The sequence below is a fragment of the Luteimonas sp. R10 genome, assembly GCF_045689605.1.
In the GTDB taxonomy this organism is placed as follows: domain Bacteria; phylum Pseudomonadota; class Gammaproteobacteria; order Xanthomonadales; family Xanthomonadaceae; genus Luteimonas.
In genome coordinates this window covers 2,507,950-2,524,555 of the sequence record NZ_CP141262.1, presented here as the reverse complement: position 1 = coordinate 2,524,555, position 16,606 = coordinate 2,507,950, and the positions used below count along the sequence as shown (strand labels likewise).

Sequence of the window (16,606 nt, the reverse complement as noted above, 5' to 3'; positions counted from 1 at the left end):
TCGGCAATGGCTGCAGCCCGGGTGCAACGCCGCCATGAGGCGGTGGCTGCTGGTCCTCCTGTTTGCGCTGCTGCCCGGCCTCGCGCCTGCCGGCGACGGCGATGCGCCGCTGCGGTTCCGGGTGGCGGAAGGCGACGTGCTCAACGCCTTTCACCGGCAGGGGCCGATCGCCGCGCATCTGTTGCTCGGTTCCGGCCGGCAACCGCGCCTGCTGGCCGCGTTTCCGGCCGGCAACAGCGGCGTCGGCGTGTGGTTCGAGGCGACCGCCGCGCCGGTGCGATGGACGCTGGGCGAAGTGGAGGGAATCCAGCGGCCGGATGCATCGGGCCGGCTGCTGCACGGCATCGCGGCGCAGGCCAGCGTCGACGCCGACCGGCTGGTGGTCCGCGACGCGGTGCTGGGCAGCGTGCGCGTGCTGCGCGACTTCCAGCTCGGGACCGCGTATCCGGCGGCGGTCGCCACGCCCGCGCGGGTGTCGGCGCACGGCGTGACCTGGGCACGGGCGCGCATCGACGGCGCGCCCGGCTATGCGATCTCGCTCGAACTGCTCGACGGGCGCGTCGATGGCGGCGACGGCACGCCGCTGGTGCTGGTGCCGGCGCGCGAAGGCGAACCGCTGCGCCTGCGCATCACCGCGCTCACCGGCGAACAGCCGCTCGTCCCGATCGCGGCGGAAGACCTGTTCGGCGCGGACGCCAGCCGTGATCCGCGCAGTCGCCAGGCGCTGCAGTTCCTGAGCTATCGCGAGAAGTTCCTCGCCGGCTCCTGGCGCTTCAATACGTACTTCGGCCGTGACACGCTGATGTCGTTGCGGCTGTTGCTGCCGGGCCTGCAGCCGGCGGCGATCGAGGACGGCCTGGCTTCCGTGCTCGAGCGGCTGGACGCGCAGGGCGAGGTGGCGCACGAGGAGGACATCGGCGAATTCGCCCTTCTGCGCCGTCGCAAGCCGGGCGCTCCGGGAGACCCGGCGGACGACTCGCCGATTTACGACTACACCATGGTCGACGACGACCTGATGCTGGCGCCGGTGGCAGCGGCCTATCTGCTCGACCGCCCACCGGGCCGCGCCCGCGCCGCCGCCTTCCTCGCGCGCACCACCACCGCGGGCGAGCCGCTCGGCGCCGCGCTGGCGCGCAACTTCGACTTCGTCCTCCGGTCGGCGCAGGCGTTCTCGCGGCAGCCGGTCGCGCGCAACCTGGTCTCGCTCAAGCCGGGCAGCCGCGTCGGCCAGTGGCGCGACAGCCAGGACGGGCTGGCCGGCGGCCGCTATCCCTACGACGTCAACGCGGTGTTCATGCCGGCCGCGCTCGATGCGATCGCCCGCTTCGAACAAGCCGGCCTGCTGCGGCCCCACGCCACGCCGGAGCAGCGCCGGGCGTACTCGACGGCGCGCGACCAGGCCATCGTCTGGTCGAGACGGGCGCCGCCGCTGTTCCGGACGGCGTTGACCGCGGCGGCGGCCCGCGAGGCCATCGTCCGTCATGCCAAGGCGCAGGGCATCGACCCGGCGCCGGCGCTGGACAGCCTTCCGCGGACCGGGTTGCGCTTCGATGCGCTGGCGCTGGATGCGCGGGGCAGGCCGATCCCCGTCCTGCATTCCGACGGCGGCTTCGCCCTGCTGTTCCTGGCGCCTGAAGCCGAGGCCCTGGAAACGATGGTCGACAACATGTTGCGCCCCTTCCCCGCCGGCCTGCTGACCGGGGCCGGCCTGCTGGTGGCCAACCCGGCCTATGCCGATACCGGCATCGTGGGGAAATTCGGCCGCACCGCCTACCACGGCACCGTGGTCTGGTCGTGGCAGCAGGCCCTGCTGGCCGCCGGGCTCACGCGCCAGTTGCACCGCCACGACCTGCCCGCGGCCACCCGCACCCGCCTGCGCGAGGCGCAGCGCCGCCTGTGGCGCGTGATCGACGCCACCCGGGCGATGCGCACCTCGGAGTTGTGGTCCTGGTCGTACGTCGACGGTCGATACCGCGCACAACCGTTCGGCCAGGGCAGCGGCGATGCCGACGAATCCAACGCCGCGCAACTGTGGAGCACCGTCTACCTGGCGATTCCGCCGCCGGCGCCGGAAGGCGCGCGGCGCGGGCCGGAGCCGCGTCGATCCGACCCGCCGACCGTCTCCGCGCGTCCGTAGCCGACCCGCGAACCGCGCCCCGAACGCTTTCTCCCCGGCCGCCTCCCGGGCGGCTCCAGCCGCCGCACCGGCCCCGGCCCGCCTGGGAAACGGATCGTGTGAACGAACGCGCCGCCGCCGGCCGCAAGCCGCGCTCGGTTTGGGAAAGCGCCGCCTCCGTGCGAAAATGCCCGGCTACGGCCCCGTAGCTCAGCTGGATAGAGCGTCCCCCTCCTAAGGGGAAGGTCGCACGTTCGAATCGTGCCGGGGTCGCCAGAAGGCGAGGAGTGAGTGGAGAGGAGTGAGAAACGAGAGAAGGCAGTTCGCTCTCGCGTCCCTCCTCATTCCGCTGCCGCGCACGAGTGGACCCGCTCCACTCACTTCTCACCCCTCTCCACTCACTTCTCGCTTCACAGGAGCCCTTGATGCCTCATCCCGTCCTCACCGCCCTCGACCTCACCGGCACCGAATCCGGCACCTACCTCGGCAACGGCGAGTGGTCCGACGACGCCTCCGCCGGCCTGCTGGAGCCGGTCAATCCGACCGACGGCGAGGTGCTGGCGCAGGTGCGGGGCACGTCGCAGGCCGACTACGAGACCGTCGTCGCCCGTGCCCAGGCCGCCTTCAAGGTCTGGCGCACGACCCCGGCGCCGCGGCGCGGCGAGGCCGTGCGCCTGTGCGCCGACGCCCTGCGCCGCAACAAGGACGCGCTCGGCTCGCTGGTCGCGCTGGAGATGGGCAAGTCGAAGCCCGAGGGCGACGGCGAGGTGCAGGAGATGATCGACATCGGCGAGTTCGCCGTCGGCCTGTCGCGCCAGCTCTACGGCCTGACCATGCACAGCGAGCGCCCCGGCCACCGCATGTACGAGCAGTGGCATCCGCTCGGCGTGGTCGGGATCATCAGCGCGTTCAACTTCCCGGTGGCGGTGTGGTCGTGGAACGCGTTCGTGGCCGCCGTCTGCGGCGACATCTGCATCTGGAAGCCGTCGCCGAAGACGCCGCTGTCGGCGATCGCGTCGATGAAGATCTGCAACGCCGCGCTGAAGGAAGGCGGGTTCCCGGACATCTTCTTCCTGATCAACGACGCCGGCACGGAACTGGCGCAGCAGTTCGTCGACGACCGCCGCATTCCGCTGATCAGCTTCACCGGCTCGACCCGGGTCGGCCGCCAGGTCGGCGAGCGCGTCGCCAGGCGCATGGGCCGGTCGCTGCTCGAGCTGGGCGGCAACAACGCCATCATCGTCGACGAGAGCGCCGATCTCGCCCTGGCGATCCCGGCGATCGTGTTCGGCGCGGTCGGGACCGCCGGCCAGCGCTGCACCTCGACCCGGCGCCTGTTCGTGCACGCCTCGATCTACGACACCGTGCTGGAGAAGCTGGTCGCCGGCTACAAGCAGGTGGAGAAGCGGATCGGCGACCCCACCGACCCGGCCAACCTGATGGGCCCGCTCAACAGCGCCGAGGGCGTGCAGGCCTACCTGGCCGCGATCGAGAAGGCCAAGGCCGCCGGCGGCACCATCGCCAGCGGCGGCGCGGCGCTGAGCGACCGCAAGGGCAACTTCGTGCTGCCGACCCTGATCACCGGCCTGGACAACGACAGCGAGATCGTGCAGACCGAGACCTTCGCGCCGATCCTGTACGTGATGAAGTACGAGGACCTGGAGGACGCCATCGCCATGCAGAACGACGTGCCGCAGGGGCTGTCGTCGGCGATCTTCACCACCAACCTCAAGGTCTCCGAGGCGTACCTGTCGGCGGCCGGCTCCGACTGCGGCATCTCCAACGTCAACATCGGCACCTCCGGCGCCGAGATCGGCGGCGCCTTCGGCGGCGAGAAGGAGACCGGCGGCGGGCGCGAATCCGGCTCGGACGCATGGAAGGCCTACATGCGCCGGCAGACCAATACCATCAACTATTCGGACGCGATGCCGCTGGCGCAGGGAATCAAGTTCGAACTCTGAGCACCTCCCCCAACCCGAGCCCGAGGCGAGCCATGAGCACACCGACGCGACAGAGCCATCCGCTGGCGGTGATCAGCCTGGTCTCTGGCATATTGGGGGTGCTGCCGTTCCCGTTGATGGCCAGCCTGGTCGCGGTGGTCACCGGGCACCTGGCGCGCGCCGAGATCCGGCGCGCGCCGGAGCGCTACGAGGGCGACGGCCTGGCGCTGGCCGGCCTGATCCTCGGTTACGCGATGATCGTCCTGTCGCTGCTAGTACTGGCCGCCCTGGTGCTGTTCTTCGGCGGGCTGGCGTGGCTGGGGATGCTGGACTGACATGTACGGCATCGCCCGTCCGCTGCTGTTCCGCCTGGATCCGGAGCGGGCGCACGCGTTGACGTTTACGGCACTGGACGCGGCCTGGCGCAGCGGCCTCAACCCGCTGCTGAGCGGGCGCCGCCGCGCGTTCCCGGTCCAGGCCTTCGGCCTGACCTTCCCCAATCCCGTCGGCCTGGCCGCCGGCCTGGACAAGGACGGTGCCCACGTCGACGCGCTGCTGGGGCTCGGCTTCGGCTTCGTCGAGGTCGGCACGGTGACGCCGCGGCCGCAGGCGGGCAATCCGAAGCCGCGCATGTTCCGCCTGCCCCGGCACCGCGCCATCATCAACCGGCTGGGCTTCAACAACGACGGCGTCGATGCGCTGGTCGCCAACGTCGGCCGCGCGCGCCGCCGCGACGGCCGCCTGGGCATCAACATCGGCAAGAACAGGGACACGCCGAACGAGGACGCCGGCCGCGACTACCTGCACTGCCTGGAGCGGGTCTACCCGCTGGCCGACTACCTGGCCGTCAACATCTCCTCGCCCAACACCGCCGGCCTGCGCGAGCTGCAGGAGGAACAGGCGCTGCGGCGGCTGGTCGGCACCCTGCGCGAGGCGCAGGAGCGGCTGGGCGCGCAGCACGGGCGGCGGGTGCCGATGCTGGTCAAGATGGCGCCCGACCTCAGCGACGAGGACATCGAGGCCGCTGCCCGGGTGCTGTCGGACCTGCAGGTGGACGGCGTGATCGCCACCAACACCACTGTCTCGCGCATCGCCGTGCAGGAGGATCCGCAGGCGCGCGAGACCGGCGGCCTGTCCGGCGCGCCGCTGATGGACAAGTCGACCGCGGTGCTGCGCCGGCTGCGCACGCGCCTGCCGGATTCGATCCCGCTGGTCGGGGTCGGCGGGATCCTGTCCGGCGCCGACGCGGTCAAGAAGATGGCGGCCGGCGCCAGCCTGGTGCAGGTCTACACCGGGCTGATCTATCGTGGCCCGGACCTGATCGGCGAATGCGTGGATGCGATCCGGCGCCGCAAGGAGGCGCCCAGCCGCGGCACCCTGCCTCCGGACCCGGCGTGAGCCCCGCCTATCGACTGGCCGAGCGCGTCCCGCTGCAGGCGCGCAACACCTTCCGCGTGCCCGCCACCGCGGACCTGCTGGTGGAGGTGCGCGACGCCGCGGCGCTGCCGGAACTGTTCGGCAACGCCATGCTGCGCGATGGCCCGGTGCTGGTACTCGGCGGCGGCAGCAACCTGTTGTTCGCGGGCGACCCGCCCGGCGCGGTGCTGGCGCTCGGCGGGCAGGAGATCCGCATCGCCGCCGACGACGGCGACACCGCGATCGTGCGCGCCGATGCCGGCGTCGACTGGCATGCGCTGGTGCTGTGGACGCTCGGCCACGGCCTGTCCGGGCTGGAGAACCTGGCCCTGATTCCCGGCACCGTCGGCGCGGCGCCGATCCAGAACATCGGCGCCTACGGCGTCGAGGTCGGCGAGCGCATCCACGTGGTGGAAGCCTTCGATCGCGGCGACCGGACGTTGCGCCGCTTCGACCGCCAAGCGTGCGGGTTCGCCTATCGCGACAGCCGCTTCAAGCGCGAGCCGGAGCGGCACGTGGTCGCCGCGGTGGAGTTCGCGCTCTCGCGCACGCCGGCACCGCGACTCGACTACGCCGGCATCGGCGCCGAACTCATCGCCATGGGCGTCGACCGGCCGACCGCCTCGCAGGTCGCCGAGGCGGTCTGCCGGATCCGCAGGCGCAAGCTCCCGGATCCGGCGGTGACCGGCAACGCCGGCAGCTTCTTCAAGAATCCGATCGTACCGCTGGCGCAGGCGGAGCCGCTGCAGCGGGCGCACCCGGCACTGCCGGCGTTCCCCGGCGGCAGCGGCGACAGCCGCAAGCTCTCGGCCGCGTGGCTGATCGACGCCTGCGGTTGGAAGGGCCACCGCGAGGGCGACGCCGGCGTGTCCGAGCGCCATGCGCTGGTCCTGGTCAACCACGGCGCCGCCGGCGGCGCACAGCTGCTCGACCTCGCCCGCCGCATCGCGGCGTCGGTGCAGGAACGCTTCGGCGTGGCCCTGGAGCCCGAACCGCGGATCATCGGCGCCACGTGGTGACCCCCCTCCCCTTCCACCGTCTTCTGACCCGTCCTTCCATGCCGGTTTCCCAACCCACCCGCGCCGCCCTGCTGATGCTCGGCAGCACCCTGTTCTTCGCGATGATGGTGATCGCGATCCGGTTGGCCTCGGAAACCCTGCACACCTTCGAGATCGCGTTCTTCCGCAACTTCTTCGGCCTGGCGGCGGCGCTGCCGCTGCTGATGCGCGGCGGCCGCGGGATCGGCTTCCTGAAGACCGCGCAGCTGCCGCGCTACTTCGTGCGCTGCCTGATCGGCATGCTGTCGATGTTCTGCGGGTTCTGGGCGATCGGCAACCTGCCGCTGGCGCAGGCGGTGTCGCTCTCCTACTCGACCCCGATCTTCGTCACCATCGCCGCGGTGGTCTTCCTGCACGAGCAGGTGCGCGCGCGGCGCTGGACCGCGGTGGCGCTCGGCTTCGTCGGCGTGCTGGTGATCCTGCGCCCGGGCAGCGGCGAGTTCACGCCCGGCATGCTGGTGGCGGTGGCCGCGGCGATGCTCAGCGGACTGGTGGCGATCCAGATCAAGGAACTCTCGCGCAGCGAGCCGGCCGACCGCATCGTCATCTGGACCACGCTGTTCTGGGTACCGATGTCGCTGCTGCCGGCGCTGGCCGTGTGGCAATGGCCGCAGGGCGTCACCTGGGCCTGGGTGGTCGCCTCCGGCGTGCTCGGCACCGGCGGACACATGCTGTGGACGCGCGCGCTGAAGCTGGGCGAGGTGTCGGCGCTGACCCCGATCAGCTTCATGCAACTGCCGGTGGTGGCGCTGTTCGGCTGGGTGCTGTTCGGGCAGACCGTCGACGCCTGGACCATCGCCGGCGCGGCGATCATCTTCGTCGCCAACGCCTACATCGCCCATCGCGAGGCGCAGCTGGCGCGGCGGGCGGCGACGAACGCCCCGGTCGAGGCGGCCAAGCCGGGCGAGTAGCGCGCCAGGCAGCCCTTTCCGCCGCGACGAAGCAAGCCCCGTCGCCACGGGCGGTGTCGGCGAATAGCCCCTGCCTTGGCTTCCTCGAAACGCGGCGCCGCGCTGTCCCCGCAGTCGGGCGAAGCACCAAAAGAGAGGGCCCGCCGGGTGGCGGGCCCTCGCACGTGCCGCGGCGATTCGCCGCGCCTACGGCGTGACGGTCAAGCGGATCGGCACCGCCGCCTTCGGCGTCGCCGGGTCGTTGCTCGCCACGCACAGGTTGCCGCCGTACGGACCCGGTGCCAGGCCGCTCCCGTTGAGGAGAATCTGCAGCGACCGCGTCGCGTCGGGAGCCAGCTGGCCCATCGGCGGCGCCACCGGCCCGATCCAGGGGGCGCCGCATTCCACCACGCCAGCGATCGTCATCGACAGTCCGGCGAACGTGTCGACGCTGGTCCAGGTGCCGCTGCCGTCGGCGCCGGGCGTGATCACCATGAAGCTGCCGCTGCCGTCCGGAGCCGCGAACCACACCCAGCGGTTGGCCAGGGTGGCGCGCGCGTGCACCACCAGCCAGTGGCGGCCTGCGGGCAGCACCAGGTCCTGCCCGGCCGCTGCCAGGTCCAGGCCGATGTGGTTGCCGCCGGTGTCGACGCCGGCCGCCGCCGGTGTCGCGGTGTAGCTCCAGAGCGCGGCACCGGGCGAGGTCTGCGGATCGCCGGCGGGCATGCCGCCGGCGTCCGGGTAGATGCTCCAGGTCAGCTCGCTCGCCACGCTGCCGAGCGCACCGCCGCTGCTGACGAAGCCCTCGGTGAACAGCGAGACGATCCGGGTCGGGCTGGCGAGCGTGAAGTCGTCGCTCGCGTACTGCCCCGGCGGATTGGCCCCCGGATCGGTGTAGGCGGTACTGCGGTACCCGGTATTCACCGCGCCCCGCTTCACGTCCGCCACCTGCAGCGTCGCGCTGCCGCTGTTGTCCACCGAGTACGCCAGGGTGGAGCCGCCGACGTTGCGGACGTAGCCCGACGCCATGCCGCTGCGGCCCTGCCGCAGGCTGGCGTCGATGGCCTCGGGCAGCGCGATCTCCGGCGGCGGCACCGCGATCGCCATCGGCAGCCGCAGCGTCGTCAGCGGCGGCTGCAAGGCGGCGCCGGCCGGCTCCAGCACCACGGTGCCGAAATGCCAGCTGCCGTCGGCCGGCAGCGCGCGGCTGTCGACCGCGATCCGGACCGTCTGGGTGCCGCCGGCCGGCACCTTCAGGATCGCGGGCGTGACCCGGCCCCGCAGTCCCTCCAGCCGTGGCCGCCAGACCTGCGCGCGGGAACGCGTGTTGCGGAACGTGCGGAAGAACTCGCAGCTGCGGAAGCAGCGGCCGCTCGCCAGGCTCGGCTGGTTGAGCGCTGCGGGATCGCCCCCGTCGGCCGGATTGGCCGCCAGGTAGTTGCCGGCGTTCTCGTCCAGCACCAGTCCGGCGTTGATCGCCTGGTCGACGCGGATGCGGCCACCGCCGCGACCGAACGGGTCGGCCGGGGTGACTTCGTCCTCGGTGAACACCTCCTGCTTGGCGGTCATCACCAGCGCCGACTTGATCTCGGGCACGGTCCAGTCCGGCCGCGCCTGGCGCACCAGTCCGGCCGCGCCGGCCTGGTGCGGCGATGCCATCGAGGTGCCGTTCTTCAATCCGACCAGCTGCTCGAAGCCGCTGATCGTGGTGCCCGCGTCCACCGCCAGGATGCTCACGCCCGGCGCGGTCACGTCCGGCTTGAGCAGATCGAAGCTGCCGGCGGGTCCGCGCGAGCTGAAGTCGCCCAGCGCATCGGGCGTGTTCGGCAACGGCACCGCGGGGAAGCCGATCATCGCCGTGGCGTCGGGATGCGCCCGGGCGAAGTCGCGCAGGGCGTCGCCGTCGGCCTGGGGGATCCCGAAGGCCGGGATGGTGGTGTCAGGCACCGAGGGGATCAGGTCGCCCGCGTCGTTGTTGGAGATCACGACTGCCACCGCACCGGCCGCGGCGGCGTTGTTGGTCTTGATCGTGAACGCGCAGCCACCGCGGCGTATCACCGCGATCGCGCCGGCGAACGTGTCCGCGGGGAAAGCGGCGCAGCCGTCTTCGGCGCCGTCGAACCCAGCGCTGACGATCAGCCGGGTCGTCCCCGGGATCTGCGTGGTATGCGGCACGCCATTGGTGCCTTCGTTCAACACCACCGGCGCCAGCGGCTCGGGCACCGGCGCCGGCCCGGTGACGTGCAGCAGGACGGCGAACGCGCCGCGGCCGTGCTGGGCGGCGGCGGTGGAGGCGACCCATGGTTCCAGGTGCCCCATGGTGTTCGGGCCGGGACCGCTGTTGCCGGCGGAAGCGGCGACGTAGATGCCCGCATCGACCGCGCCCAGGAACGCCAGCGACACCGCCTCGCCCCACGGCTGCGAGCCACCGCCGATCGAGTAGTTGATGACGTCGACCACGCCGTCGGCGATCGCCCGGTCGATCGCGGCGACCGCGGACACGTTGGGGCACAGGCCCTGGCCGGTGGCGGTGTTGGTGTAGCAGATGTCGAAGGCGACGATGTTGGCGCGCGGCGCCACGCCCGAGATCCGGCGCGCGTTGCCACGGAAGTCGACGTCGCGGCGGTTGCCGGCCGCGGTCGAGGCGACGTGGCTGCCGTGGCCGTTGCTGTCGCCGAAGCCGGGCTCTTCGCGGATGTTGGCCTGGCCGCACAGGTTGGCCGGCGCTTGGCAGACGAAGTCGTAACCGCCGATCAGCTTGGCGTTGCAGCGCCCGTCGTCCACCCCGCCCGCGGCACAGGTGCCGAGATGGCTGCCGGCGCCGAGCGGATTGACGTGCCGGTAGCCGTCCACCGGGTCCTGCGCGGCGAAGGACGGGCTGCCGAAGTTGATGCCCGAGTCGAGGATGCCGAACACGATGCCCTCGCCCTGGTAACCCGCCGCGGCGCCGGGATTGCTGCCGTCCCAGACCGGTTCGGCGCCGATCAGCGCGGGGCCGGTGTCGGTCTCCATCACGTACTCGCGATACTCCTCGACCAGCAGCACGTCGGACCGTTCGCGGAGGCGGTCGGCCTCGCCGCCGTCGAGGTCGGCGACGATCGCGTTCACCGCGTGCTGCATGCGCTCGCGCACCGCCAGCGGGCGGCCGAGATCGCGGGCGATGTCGCCTTCGAGCTCGAGCTGGCGGCCACGCAGGTAGCGCACGTAGTTCCGCGCACCGGCGCTCTTGCTGTCCAGGCGCGACTTGCCGCGCGCACCGGCGCTGCGCTGCGGTGCCGGCAGGCCGGACACGCCGCCGCGGTAGGCGCCGAGCGCGGGCTCGCGGAACACCAGCAGATAGGTGCCGCCGTCGTCGCGGCCGCGGCCCGGCGCCACGGCCGGCTTCGCGCCGCCGGTATTGCCGGCGGCCTGGGCGGCGCTCGCGACGAGCGCGGCTCCCGCCTGACTGGCCGCCACGTTGCTGGCGGAGGCGCCGCGCTCGGCGGCGCCGAACTCGATGGTGCTGGCACCGGCAACGGCGGTGAGCGCCGCCAGCGCGGCCAGCGCACCCCACTTCTTCATTCTCGACATGTTGGTTCCCCGGAAAGGATCGGCAACAGCAATCGGGACGGGACGGCCGGAGCACCGGACGTTCGCCGATCGGGACAATTGGCTCGACACTCGCCGGCGCCCCTGCCCGCCGGGCGGCGCGGCCTCTCGGGACCACGCCATGCCCGACTCTACACGCCTCCCACCACCCGCGCTTCTCGCGATGCAGCACCGCGCCAGGCAGACACATCGGTGGCGGCCACGATGAACGCGCCGCCGCGCGTTGCGAAGGGAAACAACGGCAGAAAGCATCTGTTGTTGGCCCGCGCGGCTACCTCCCCCTTTGAAAAAGGGGGGGCGGGGGGATTTGTTGGGCATCCAACAGGGCCACGGCCGAAGCAAATCCCCCTCGATCCCCCTTTTTCAAAGGGGGAAGACAAGCACTAGGAATGTGGGGAACCTCAGGCTGATGCCCCTCCTACAGGGGGATCGTCGCCGCGTTCCCGGCGGTCGGCCGACCCGGGCCGCGTCAGCGGCGCCGCCACGGACGATGGTGCCCGCGGAACAGGAGCAGGTACGCCCCGACCACCCAGATCGAGGCGGCCGCCCAGCCGGCGAGGATGTCCGAGGGGTAATGCACGCCCAGGTACACCCGCGACAACCCGACCATCGGCACGAAGACCGCCATCGCGCCGAGCACCGGCCAGCGCCAGCGCGTGGGCCAAGCCAGCAGGACCAGCACCAGCGCCAGGCTCATCGAGCCCATCGCATGGCCGCTGGGAAAGCTGTAGGTGGCCTCGGGCGCGATCGACTCCCACAGCACCGGGCGTTCGCGCGCGAACGCCTGCTTGGCCGCGACGTTGAGCAGGGCCGACCCGCCGAGCGCGATCGCCGCGAAGATCCCCTCGCGGTAACGGCGCAGCGCCACCAGCACGACCACCAGGGCGATGTCGAAGGGCACCACCCCGCGGTCGTAGCCGATCGCGGAGAAGAACAGGAACACGCGGTCGAAGCCCTCCCGCGCCAGCGCATGCGCGAGAAGCAGCAGCGGTTCGTCGAAGGCGATCGCCTCGGCGTCGCGGATCTCGTCGGCGAGCTCGGAGAACGCCCACATCGGCAGCAGCACGCCGCCGAACAGCAACACCAGGGCCCAGCCGTGGTCGCCGAGGAAACGCCCGCCCGCGCGGACGCCGGTGGCGAGGATCGCGGGAAGGTCAGCCGGCTTCGGCAAGCCGGCCATAGCGCCGCTCGACGTAGTCGTCGACCAGGGCGACGAACTCCTCGGCGATGCGCTCGCCGCGCAGGGTGACCGACTTCTCGCCGTCGATGAACACCGGCGCGGCCGGCGCCTCGCCGGTGCCGGGCAGCGAGATGCCGATATCGGCATGGCGCGATTCGCCGGGGCCGTTGACCACGCAGCCCATCACCGCCAGGGTCATGTTCTCGGCGCCGGGATGGCTGATCTTCCATTCGGGCATCTTCGCGCGCACGTGTTCCTGCACGCGTCCGGCCAGCTCCTGGAAGAACTCCGACGTGGTGCGCCCGCAGCCGGGGCACGCGGTGACCATCGGCGTGAACGCGCGCAGGCCCAGGGTCTGCAGCAGCTCCTGCGCGACCACGACCTCCTGGGTGCGCGGCGCGCCCGGTTCCGGCGTGAGCGAGATGCGGATGGTGTCGCCGATGCCTTCCTGCAGCAGCACCGCCAGCGCGGCGCTGGAGGCGACGATGCCCTTGCTGCCGATGCCGGCCTCGGTCAGTCCCAGGTGCAGGGCGAAGTCGGAGCGCGTGGCGAGATCGCGGTACACGGCGATCAGCTCCTGCACGCCGCTGACCTTGCAGCTGAGCACGATGCGCTCGGCCGGCAGCCCAAGCTCGACCGCCCGCTGCGCCGAATCCAGCGCCGAGCGGATCAGCGCCTCGCGCAGCACGCGGGCGGCGTCCCACGGCTCGGCGCGGCGCGCGTTCTCGTCCATCAGCCGGGCCGCCAGCGACTGGTCCAGCGAGCCCCAGTTGGCGCCGATCCGCACCGGCTTGTCGTAGCGCAACGCGAACTCGATCAGCTGCGCGAACTGGACGTCCTTCTTCCTGCCGAAACCGACGTTGCCGGGATTGATCCGGTACTTGGCCAGCGCCTCGGCGCAGGCCGGCTCGTTGGCCAGCAACTGATGGCCGTTGTAGTGGAAATCGCCGATCACCGGCACGGAGATGCCCTGCATCGCCAGCCGTTCGACGATCCGCGGCACCGCCGCGGCGGACTCCGGATTGTTGACGGTGATCCGCACCAGTTCCGAGCCGGCGCGCCACAGCTCGGCGATCTGCTTCGCGGTCGCGGCGACGTCGGCGGTGTCGGTATTGGTCATCGACTGCACCACCACCGGCGCCTCGCCGCCGACGGCGACCCCGCCGATGCGCACCTGGCGGGTGGCGCGCCGCGGCGCGGGTCCGAACGACGCCGGATCGTGGCAGGGCGGGACTGGCAGCGGCTGTACGGACATGGCGGCATTTTACCGCGCCAGACAGCTTTTTCCGTTGCGGCGATCAGCGGGCCGTCGCCACGGCCGGCGCCAGATGAATAGCCGCGCCATGCCGCGGACACAGGATGGGTTGGGCGCACCGCGCCGTCACCCGTCGACAGCCGCTGGCCTGGGCGGTGGGTATCGCCGCGCTCCACCCGTCCTGCGTCGTGGGAGCGATGGACGTCGTCGCGACCGGGCCTTCCCTCGCCGTGGGAGCGACGGAAGTCGCGACTGCGCCTTCGCCGCGTGCGCTCCGCAGCAGCCAGAGTTCGCGCCGTCGCGACTTCCGTCGCTCCCACCGGGATCCCACAGGGGATAAACACCGCCGCCACTGGCCTGCCGCCCTTGTGGCAGCGAGGGGAATCGCGACTGCCCGGCGGCGGCATGTGGCTGCGTCCATCCCGCAACGAAGGCTCGCCACCTCGGCTGGGTAACATATCGGCCATGCAGCCCGCGGCCACCCCGTTCCTGAAGACCCTGTGCGGACTGCGCTGGGTGGCGATTGCGACCCAGGCGTCGACCCTGCTGGTGGTCGCGCTGGCGCTGGACATGGCGCTGCCGTGGAGCCGGCTATGGGGCGCGGTGCTGCTGCTGGCGGCGTTCAACCTGTACGCGCAGTGGCGCTGCGCGCTTGCGAAGCCGGCGCCGGCCGCCGAGGCGTTCGCGCACCTGCTGGTCGACATCGGCGTGCTGACCTGGATCATCGGCTGGACCGGCGGCATCGCCAATCCGTTCGGCTCGCTGTTCCTGCTGCCGATCGCGCTGACCGCGCTGGCGCTACCGCTGCGGTGGACGCTCGCCACCGCCGCCGCCTGCATGGCCGGCTATGTACTGGCGGCCGCGCTCGGCCAGCCACTGCCGCACGTCGCCGGCAGCGACTTCGACCTGCACCTGTGGGGCATGGCGGCCAATTTCGTCCTGTCGGTGGCGGTCGTACTGTTCTTCTCTACCCGCTTGGTCGCCGCGCGCGACCGTCGCGAGCGCGAGCTGGCGGCGATGCGCGAACGCTTCGCCCGCGACGAGGGCATCCTCGCCCTGGCCACGCACGCCGCGGCTGTCGCGCACGAACTCAATACCCCGCTGGCCACGCTGACGCTACTGGTCGACGAACTCGACGCGCAACCGCTGCCGCCCGGCGCCGGCGAGGACCTCGCCGGCATGCGCGAACTGCTCGAGGTCTGCCGGCAGCGCGTGCGCGAGCTGGCCAGCCCGGCGGATCCCGAGACCGCCTCCGACATCGACCTCGAGCGCGTATTGACGCAGTGGCAGCTGGTGCGCCCGCGCATCGAACTGCACCGCGCCGGCACAGCGGCTCGCGGGCTGGCGATCGACCGCGGCGTCGGCCACCTGCTGCTGGCGCTGCTCAACAACGCCGCCGACGCCAGCGAAGCCAACGGCGGGCACCGCGTCGACCTGCGCATCGAGTCCGACGCGCGGCGGCTGCGCGGCGAGATCCGCGACTACGGCAGGGGGTTCTCCGGCCATGCGCTGCTGCCGGCGCTGTTCCGCAGCGACAAGCCGGACGGGCTGGGCATGGGCCTGGCGCTGTCGCACGCCACCGTCGAGCGGCTCGGCGGCACGCTGTCGATCGCCTCGGCCGCCGACGGCGCCCGCGTCAGTTTCGAAGTGCCGCTGCCGGATACGAAGGCGCCATCGGGAGGGCAGCCGTGAAGGGCCTCCTGGTCGACGACGACGCCCTGTACCTGCGCACGCTGCAGCGCGCACTGCAGCGCCACGGCCTCGATTGCGCCACCGCGTCCGACATCGAAGGCGCACTCGCCCTCGCCCGCCGCGAGCGCCCCGCCTTCGCACTGCTCGACCTGAAGCTCGGCGCCGCGTCCGGCCTGTCGTTGATCGAGCCGCTGCGCGCGATCGAGCCGCGGATGCGCATCCTGCTGGTGACCGGCTACGCCAGCGTCGCCACCGCGGTCGAGGCGATCAAGCGCGGCGCCGACGACTACCTGCCCAAGCCGGTCACCGCCGACGCGTTGCTGCGGGCGCTGCGCGGCGAGCCGGCCACGCCGGCGCCCGGCGACGCCGGCATGATTCCGCTGCGCCGGCTGCAGTGGGAGCACATCCAGCAGGCACTGCACGAGACCGACGGCAATGTTTCCGCCGCCGCGCGCCTGCTCGGCATGCACCGGCGCTCGCTGCAGCGCAAGCTGGCCAAGCGGCCGGGACCGGAGCGCGGCGGCGGCGAAGATTGACGCGTGAATCCCGGCAGCGGACGCGCGCGCCCCTGGTGCCGGAGCCATCGAGGCTGGCGTCAGCCCTTGTGGGAGCGACGGAAGTCGCGACACCCGCACTCGCGCCGGAGCGAAGGCTTCCACCAGACAGCCGTCGCGACTCCCGTCGCTCCCACAAGGGCGTCGCTCGCGCCGTGTCTACTCGCACGATCCGATCGAAAATCCGCAGCAACGGCCCTGCCGAGACCTCATCGCTCCTCGCCGCCGGGCCCGCGCACCTCGAATACGACCTGCTGCGCAGGCGCATGCGCGAAGCGCAGCGTCGCCGGGACCTCGTCGCCCGCGGCGAACGGCCGCACCGGCTCGATGAACATCAGGTGGTAGCCGCCCGGCGCGAGCGCGGTGCGCTCGCCCGCCGGCAGCGGCAGGCCGTCATCGAGATGGCGCATGCGCATCATGCCGTCCTCGTGCCGCATCTCGTGGATCTCGACGCGTGCGGCCTGGTCGCTTTCCACGGCGAGCAGGCGGTCGTCCGAGTCGCCGCCGTTGGCGATCGTCAGGTAACCCCCGGCGACGCGGCCTCCCGCGGGCACTTCGCGGACCCAGGCATCGGACGCGGCCACGCCGGGAGGCAGGGCCTGCGCCGCTCGCGTGGCGTCGTCGCCCATCGTCCCGGCGGTGTCGTCGCCGGGCGCGTCCGTCCCGGAAGGCTGGCTGCAGCCCGCGAACGCCATGAGCAATGCGGCGAGGCCGGTGGCGGGAATTTTCATCGGTCGAACTCCAGTGGGAAACGCAAGGCATCCGCATTCTATGCGGGGGCGCGACCCAGCGCCTGACGATATGGCCGAAGGCGCGGCGTCTGCCCGCATCCTGCGGGGCGCCTGTTCCGGCGCACCACTGCATTGCAGCAGCCATCACCGGCATGCGGGATGCGACGGTTTGTCGCACCCGTGCGC

12 protein-coding genes and 1 tRNA gene are annotated in these 16,606 nt (G+C 72.0%); 9 read left to right on the top strand and 4 right to left on the bottom strand.

Going from position 1 to position 16,606, the window contains the following annotated elements:
- Positions 1-34 precede the first annotated feature (34 nt).
- The 7 genes from U3649_RS10985 (at position 35) to U3649_RS10955 (ending at position 7,441) form a co-directional block, all read left to right on the top strand.
- Positions 35-2,137 carry a hypothetical protein gene (locus U3649_RS10985; RefSeq protein ID WP_407351369.1) on the top strand — a complete coding sequence of 701 codons (2,103 nt, stop codon included), beginning with the start codon at positions 35-37 and terminating at the stop codon, positions 2,135-2,137.
- A gap of 178 nt (positions 2,138-2,315) precedes the next feature.
- A tRNA-Arg gene (locus tag U3649_RS10980) sits at positions 2,316-2,392 on the top strand.
- A 149-nt stretch (positions 2,393-2,541) separates the two neighbouring features.
- Positions 2,542-4,077, top strand: a complete 1,536-nt coding sequence (locus tag U3649_RS10975) for an aldehyde dehydrogenase family protein (protein ID WP_407351368.1) — start codon at positions 2,542-2,544, stop codon at positions 4,075-4,077.
- Between the two features lie 32 nt (positions 4,078-4,109).
- Entirely contained in the window at positions 4,110-4,391 is a 282-nt protein-coding gene (locus U3649_RS10970) for a DUF4190 domain-containing protein (protein WP_407351367.1), read from the top strand.
- Position 4,392: 1 nt separating this feature from the next.
- On the top strand, positions 4,393-5,454 hold the full coding sequence (locus U3649_RS10965) for a quinone-dependent dihydroorotate dehydrogenase (RefSeq protein WP_407351366.1): 1,062 nt from the start codon (positions 4,393-4,395) through the stop codon (positions 5,452-5,454).
- On the top strand, positions 5,451-6,491 hold the full coding sequence (gene murB, locus U3649_RS10960) for a UDP-N-acetylmuramate dehydrogenase (protein ID WP_407351365.1): 1,041 nt from the start codon (positions 5,451-5,453) through the stop codon (positions 6,489-6,491). The genes U3649_RS10965 and murB overlap by 4 nt, the downstream gene beginning before the upstream one ends.
- 38 nt (positions 6,492-6,529) lie before the next feature.
- Complete coding sequence (locus U3649_RS10955) at positions 6,530-7,441, top strand: DMT family transporter (protein ID WP_407351364.1); 912 nt, start codon at positions 6,530-6,532, stop codon at positions 7,439-7,441.
- A 186-nt stretch (positions 7,442-7,627) separates the two neighbouring features.
- On the opposite strand, the gene U3649_RS10950 is transcribed toward U3649_RS10955, so the two are convergent.
- The 3 genes from U3649_RS10950 to ispG form a co-directional block, all read right to left on the bottom strand.
- Entirely contained in the window at positions 7,628-10,981 is a 3,354-nt protein-coding gene (locus U3649_RS10950) for a S8 family serine peptidase (protein WP_407351363.1), read from the bottom strand.
- Between the two features lie 496 nt (positions 10,982-11,477).
- A complete protein-coding gene (locus U3649_RS10945; protein WP_407351362.1) occupies positions 11,478-12,179 on the bottom strand; it encodes a phosphatase PAP2 family protein in 702 nt (233 codons plus the stop codon).
- Positions 12,163-13,443, bottom strand: a complete 1,281-nt coding sequence (gene ispG / locus U3649_RS10940; RefSeq protein ID WP_407351361.1) for a flavodoxin-dependent (E)-4-hydroxy-3-methylbut-2-enyl-diphosphate synthase — start codon at positions 13,441-13,443, stop codon at positions 12,163-12,165. The genes U3649_RS10945 and ispG overlap by 17 nt, the downstream gene beginning before the upstream one ends.
- 465 nt (positions 13,444-13,908) lie before the next feature.
- On the opposite strand from ispG, the gene U3649_RS10935 reads away from it, so the two are divergent.
- Entirely contained in the window at positions 13,909-15,135 is a 1,227-nt protein-coding gene (locus U3649_RS10935; RefSeq protein WP_407351360.1) for an ATP-binding protein, read from the top strand.
- Positions 15,117-15,671: a response regulator transcription factor gene (locus tag U3649_RS10930; RefSeq protein ID WP_407354598.1), complete on the top strand. Its 555-nt coding sequence runs from the start codon at positions 15,117-15,119 to the stop codon at positions 15,669-15,671. Before U3649_RS10935 ends, U3649_RS10930 begins: the two co-directional genes overlap by 19 nt.
- A 227-nt stretch (positions 15,672-15,898) precedes the next feature.
- Here U3649_RS10930 and U3649_RS10925 read toward each other — a convergent pair whose 3' ends face one another.
- On the bottom strand, positions 15,899-16,420 hold the full coding sequence (locus U3649_RS10925; RefSeq protein WP_407351359.1) for a copper chaperone PCu(A)C: 522 nt from the start codon (positions 16,418-16,420) through the stop codon (positions 15,899-15,901).
- Positions 16,421-16,606: the final 186 nt, after the last annotated feature.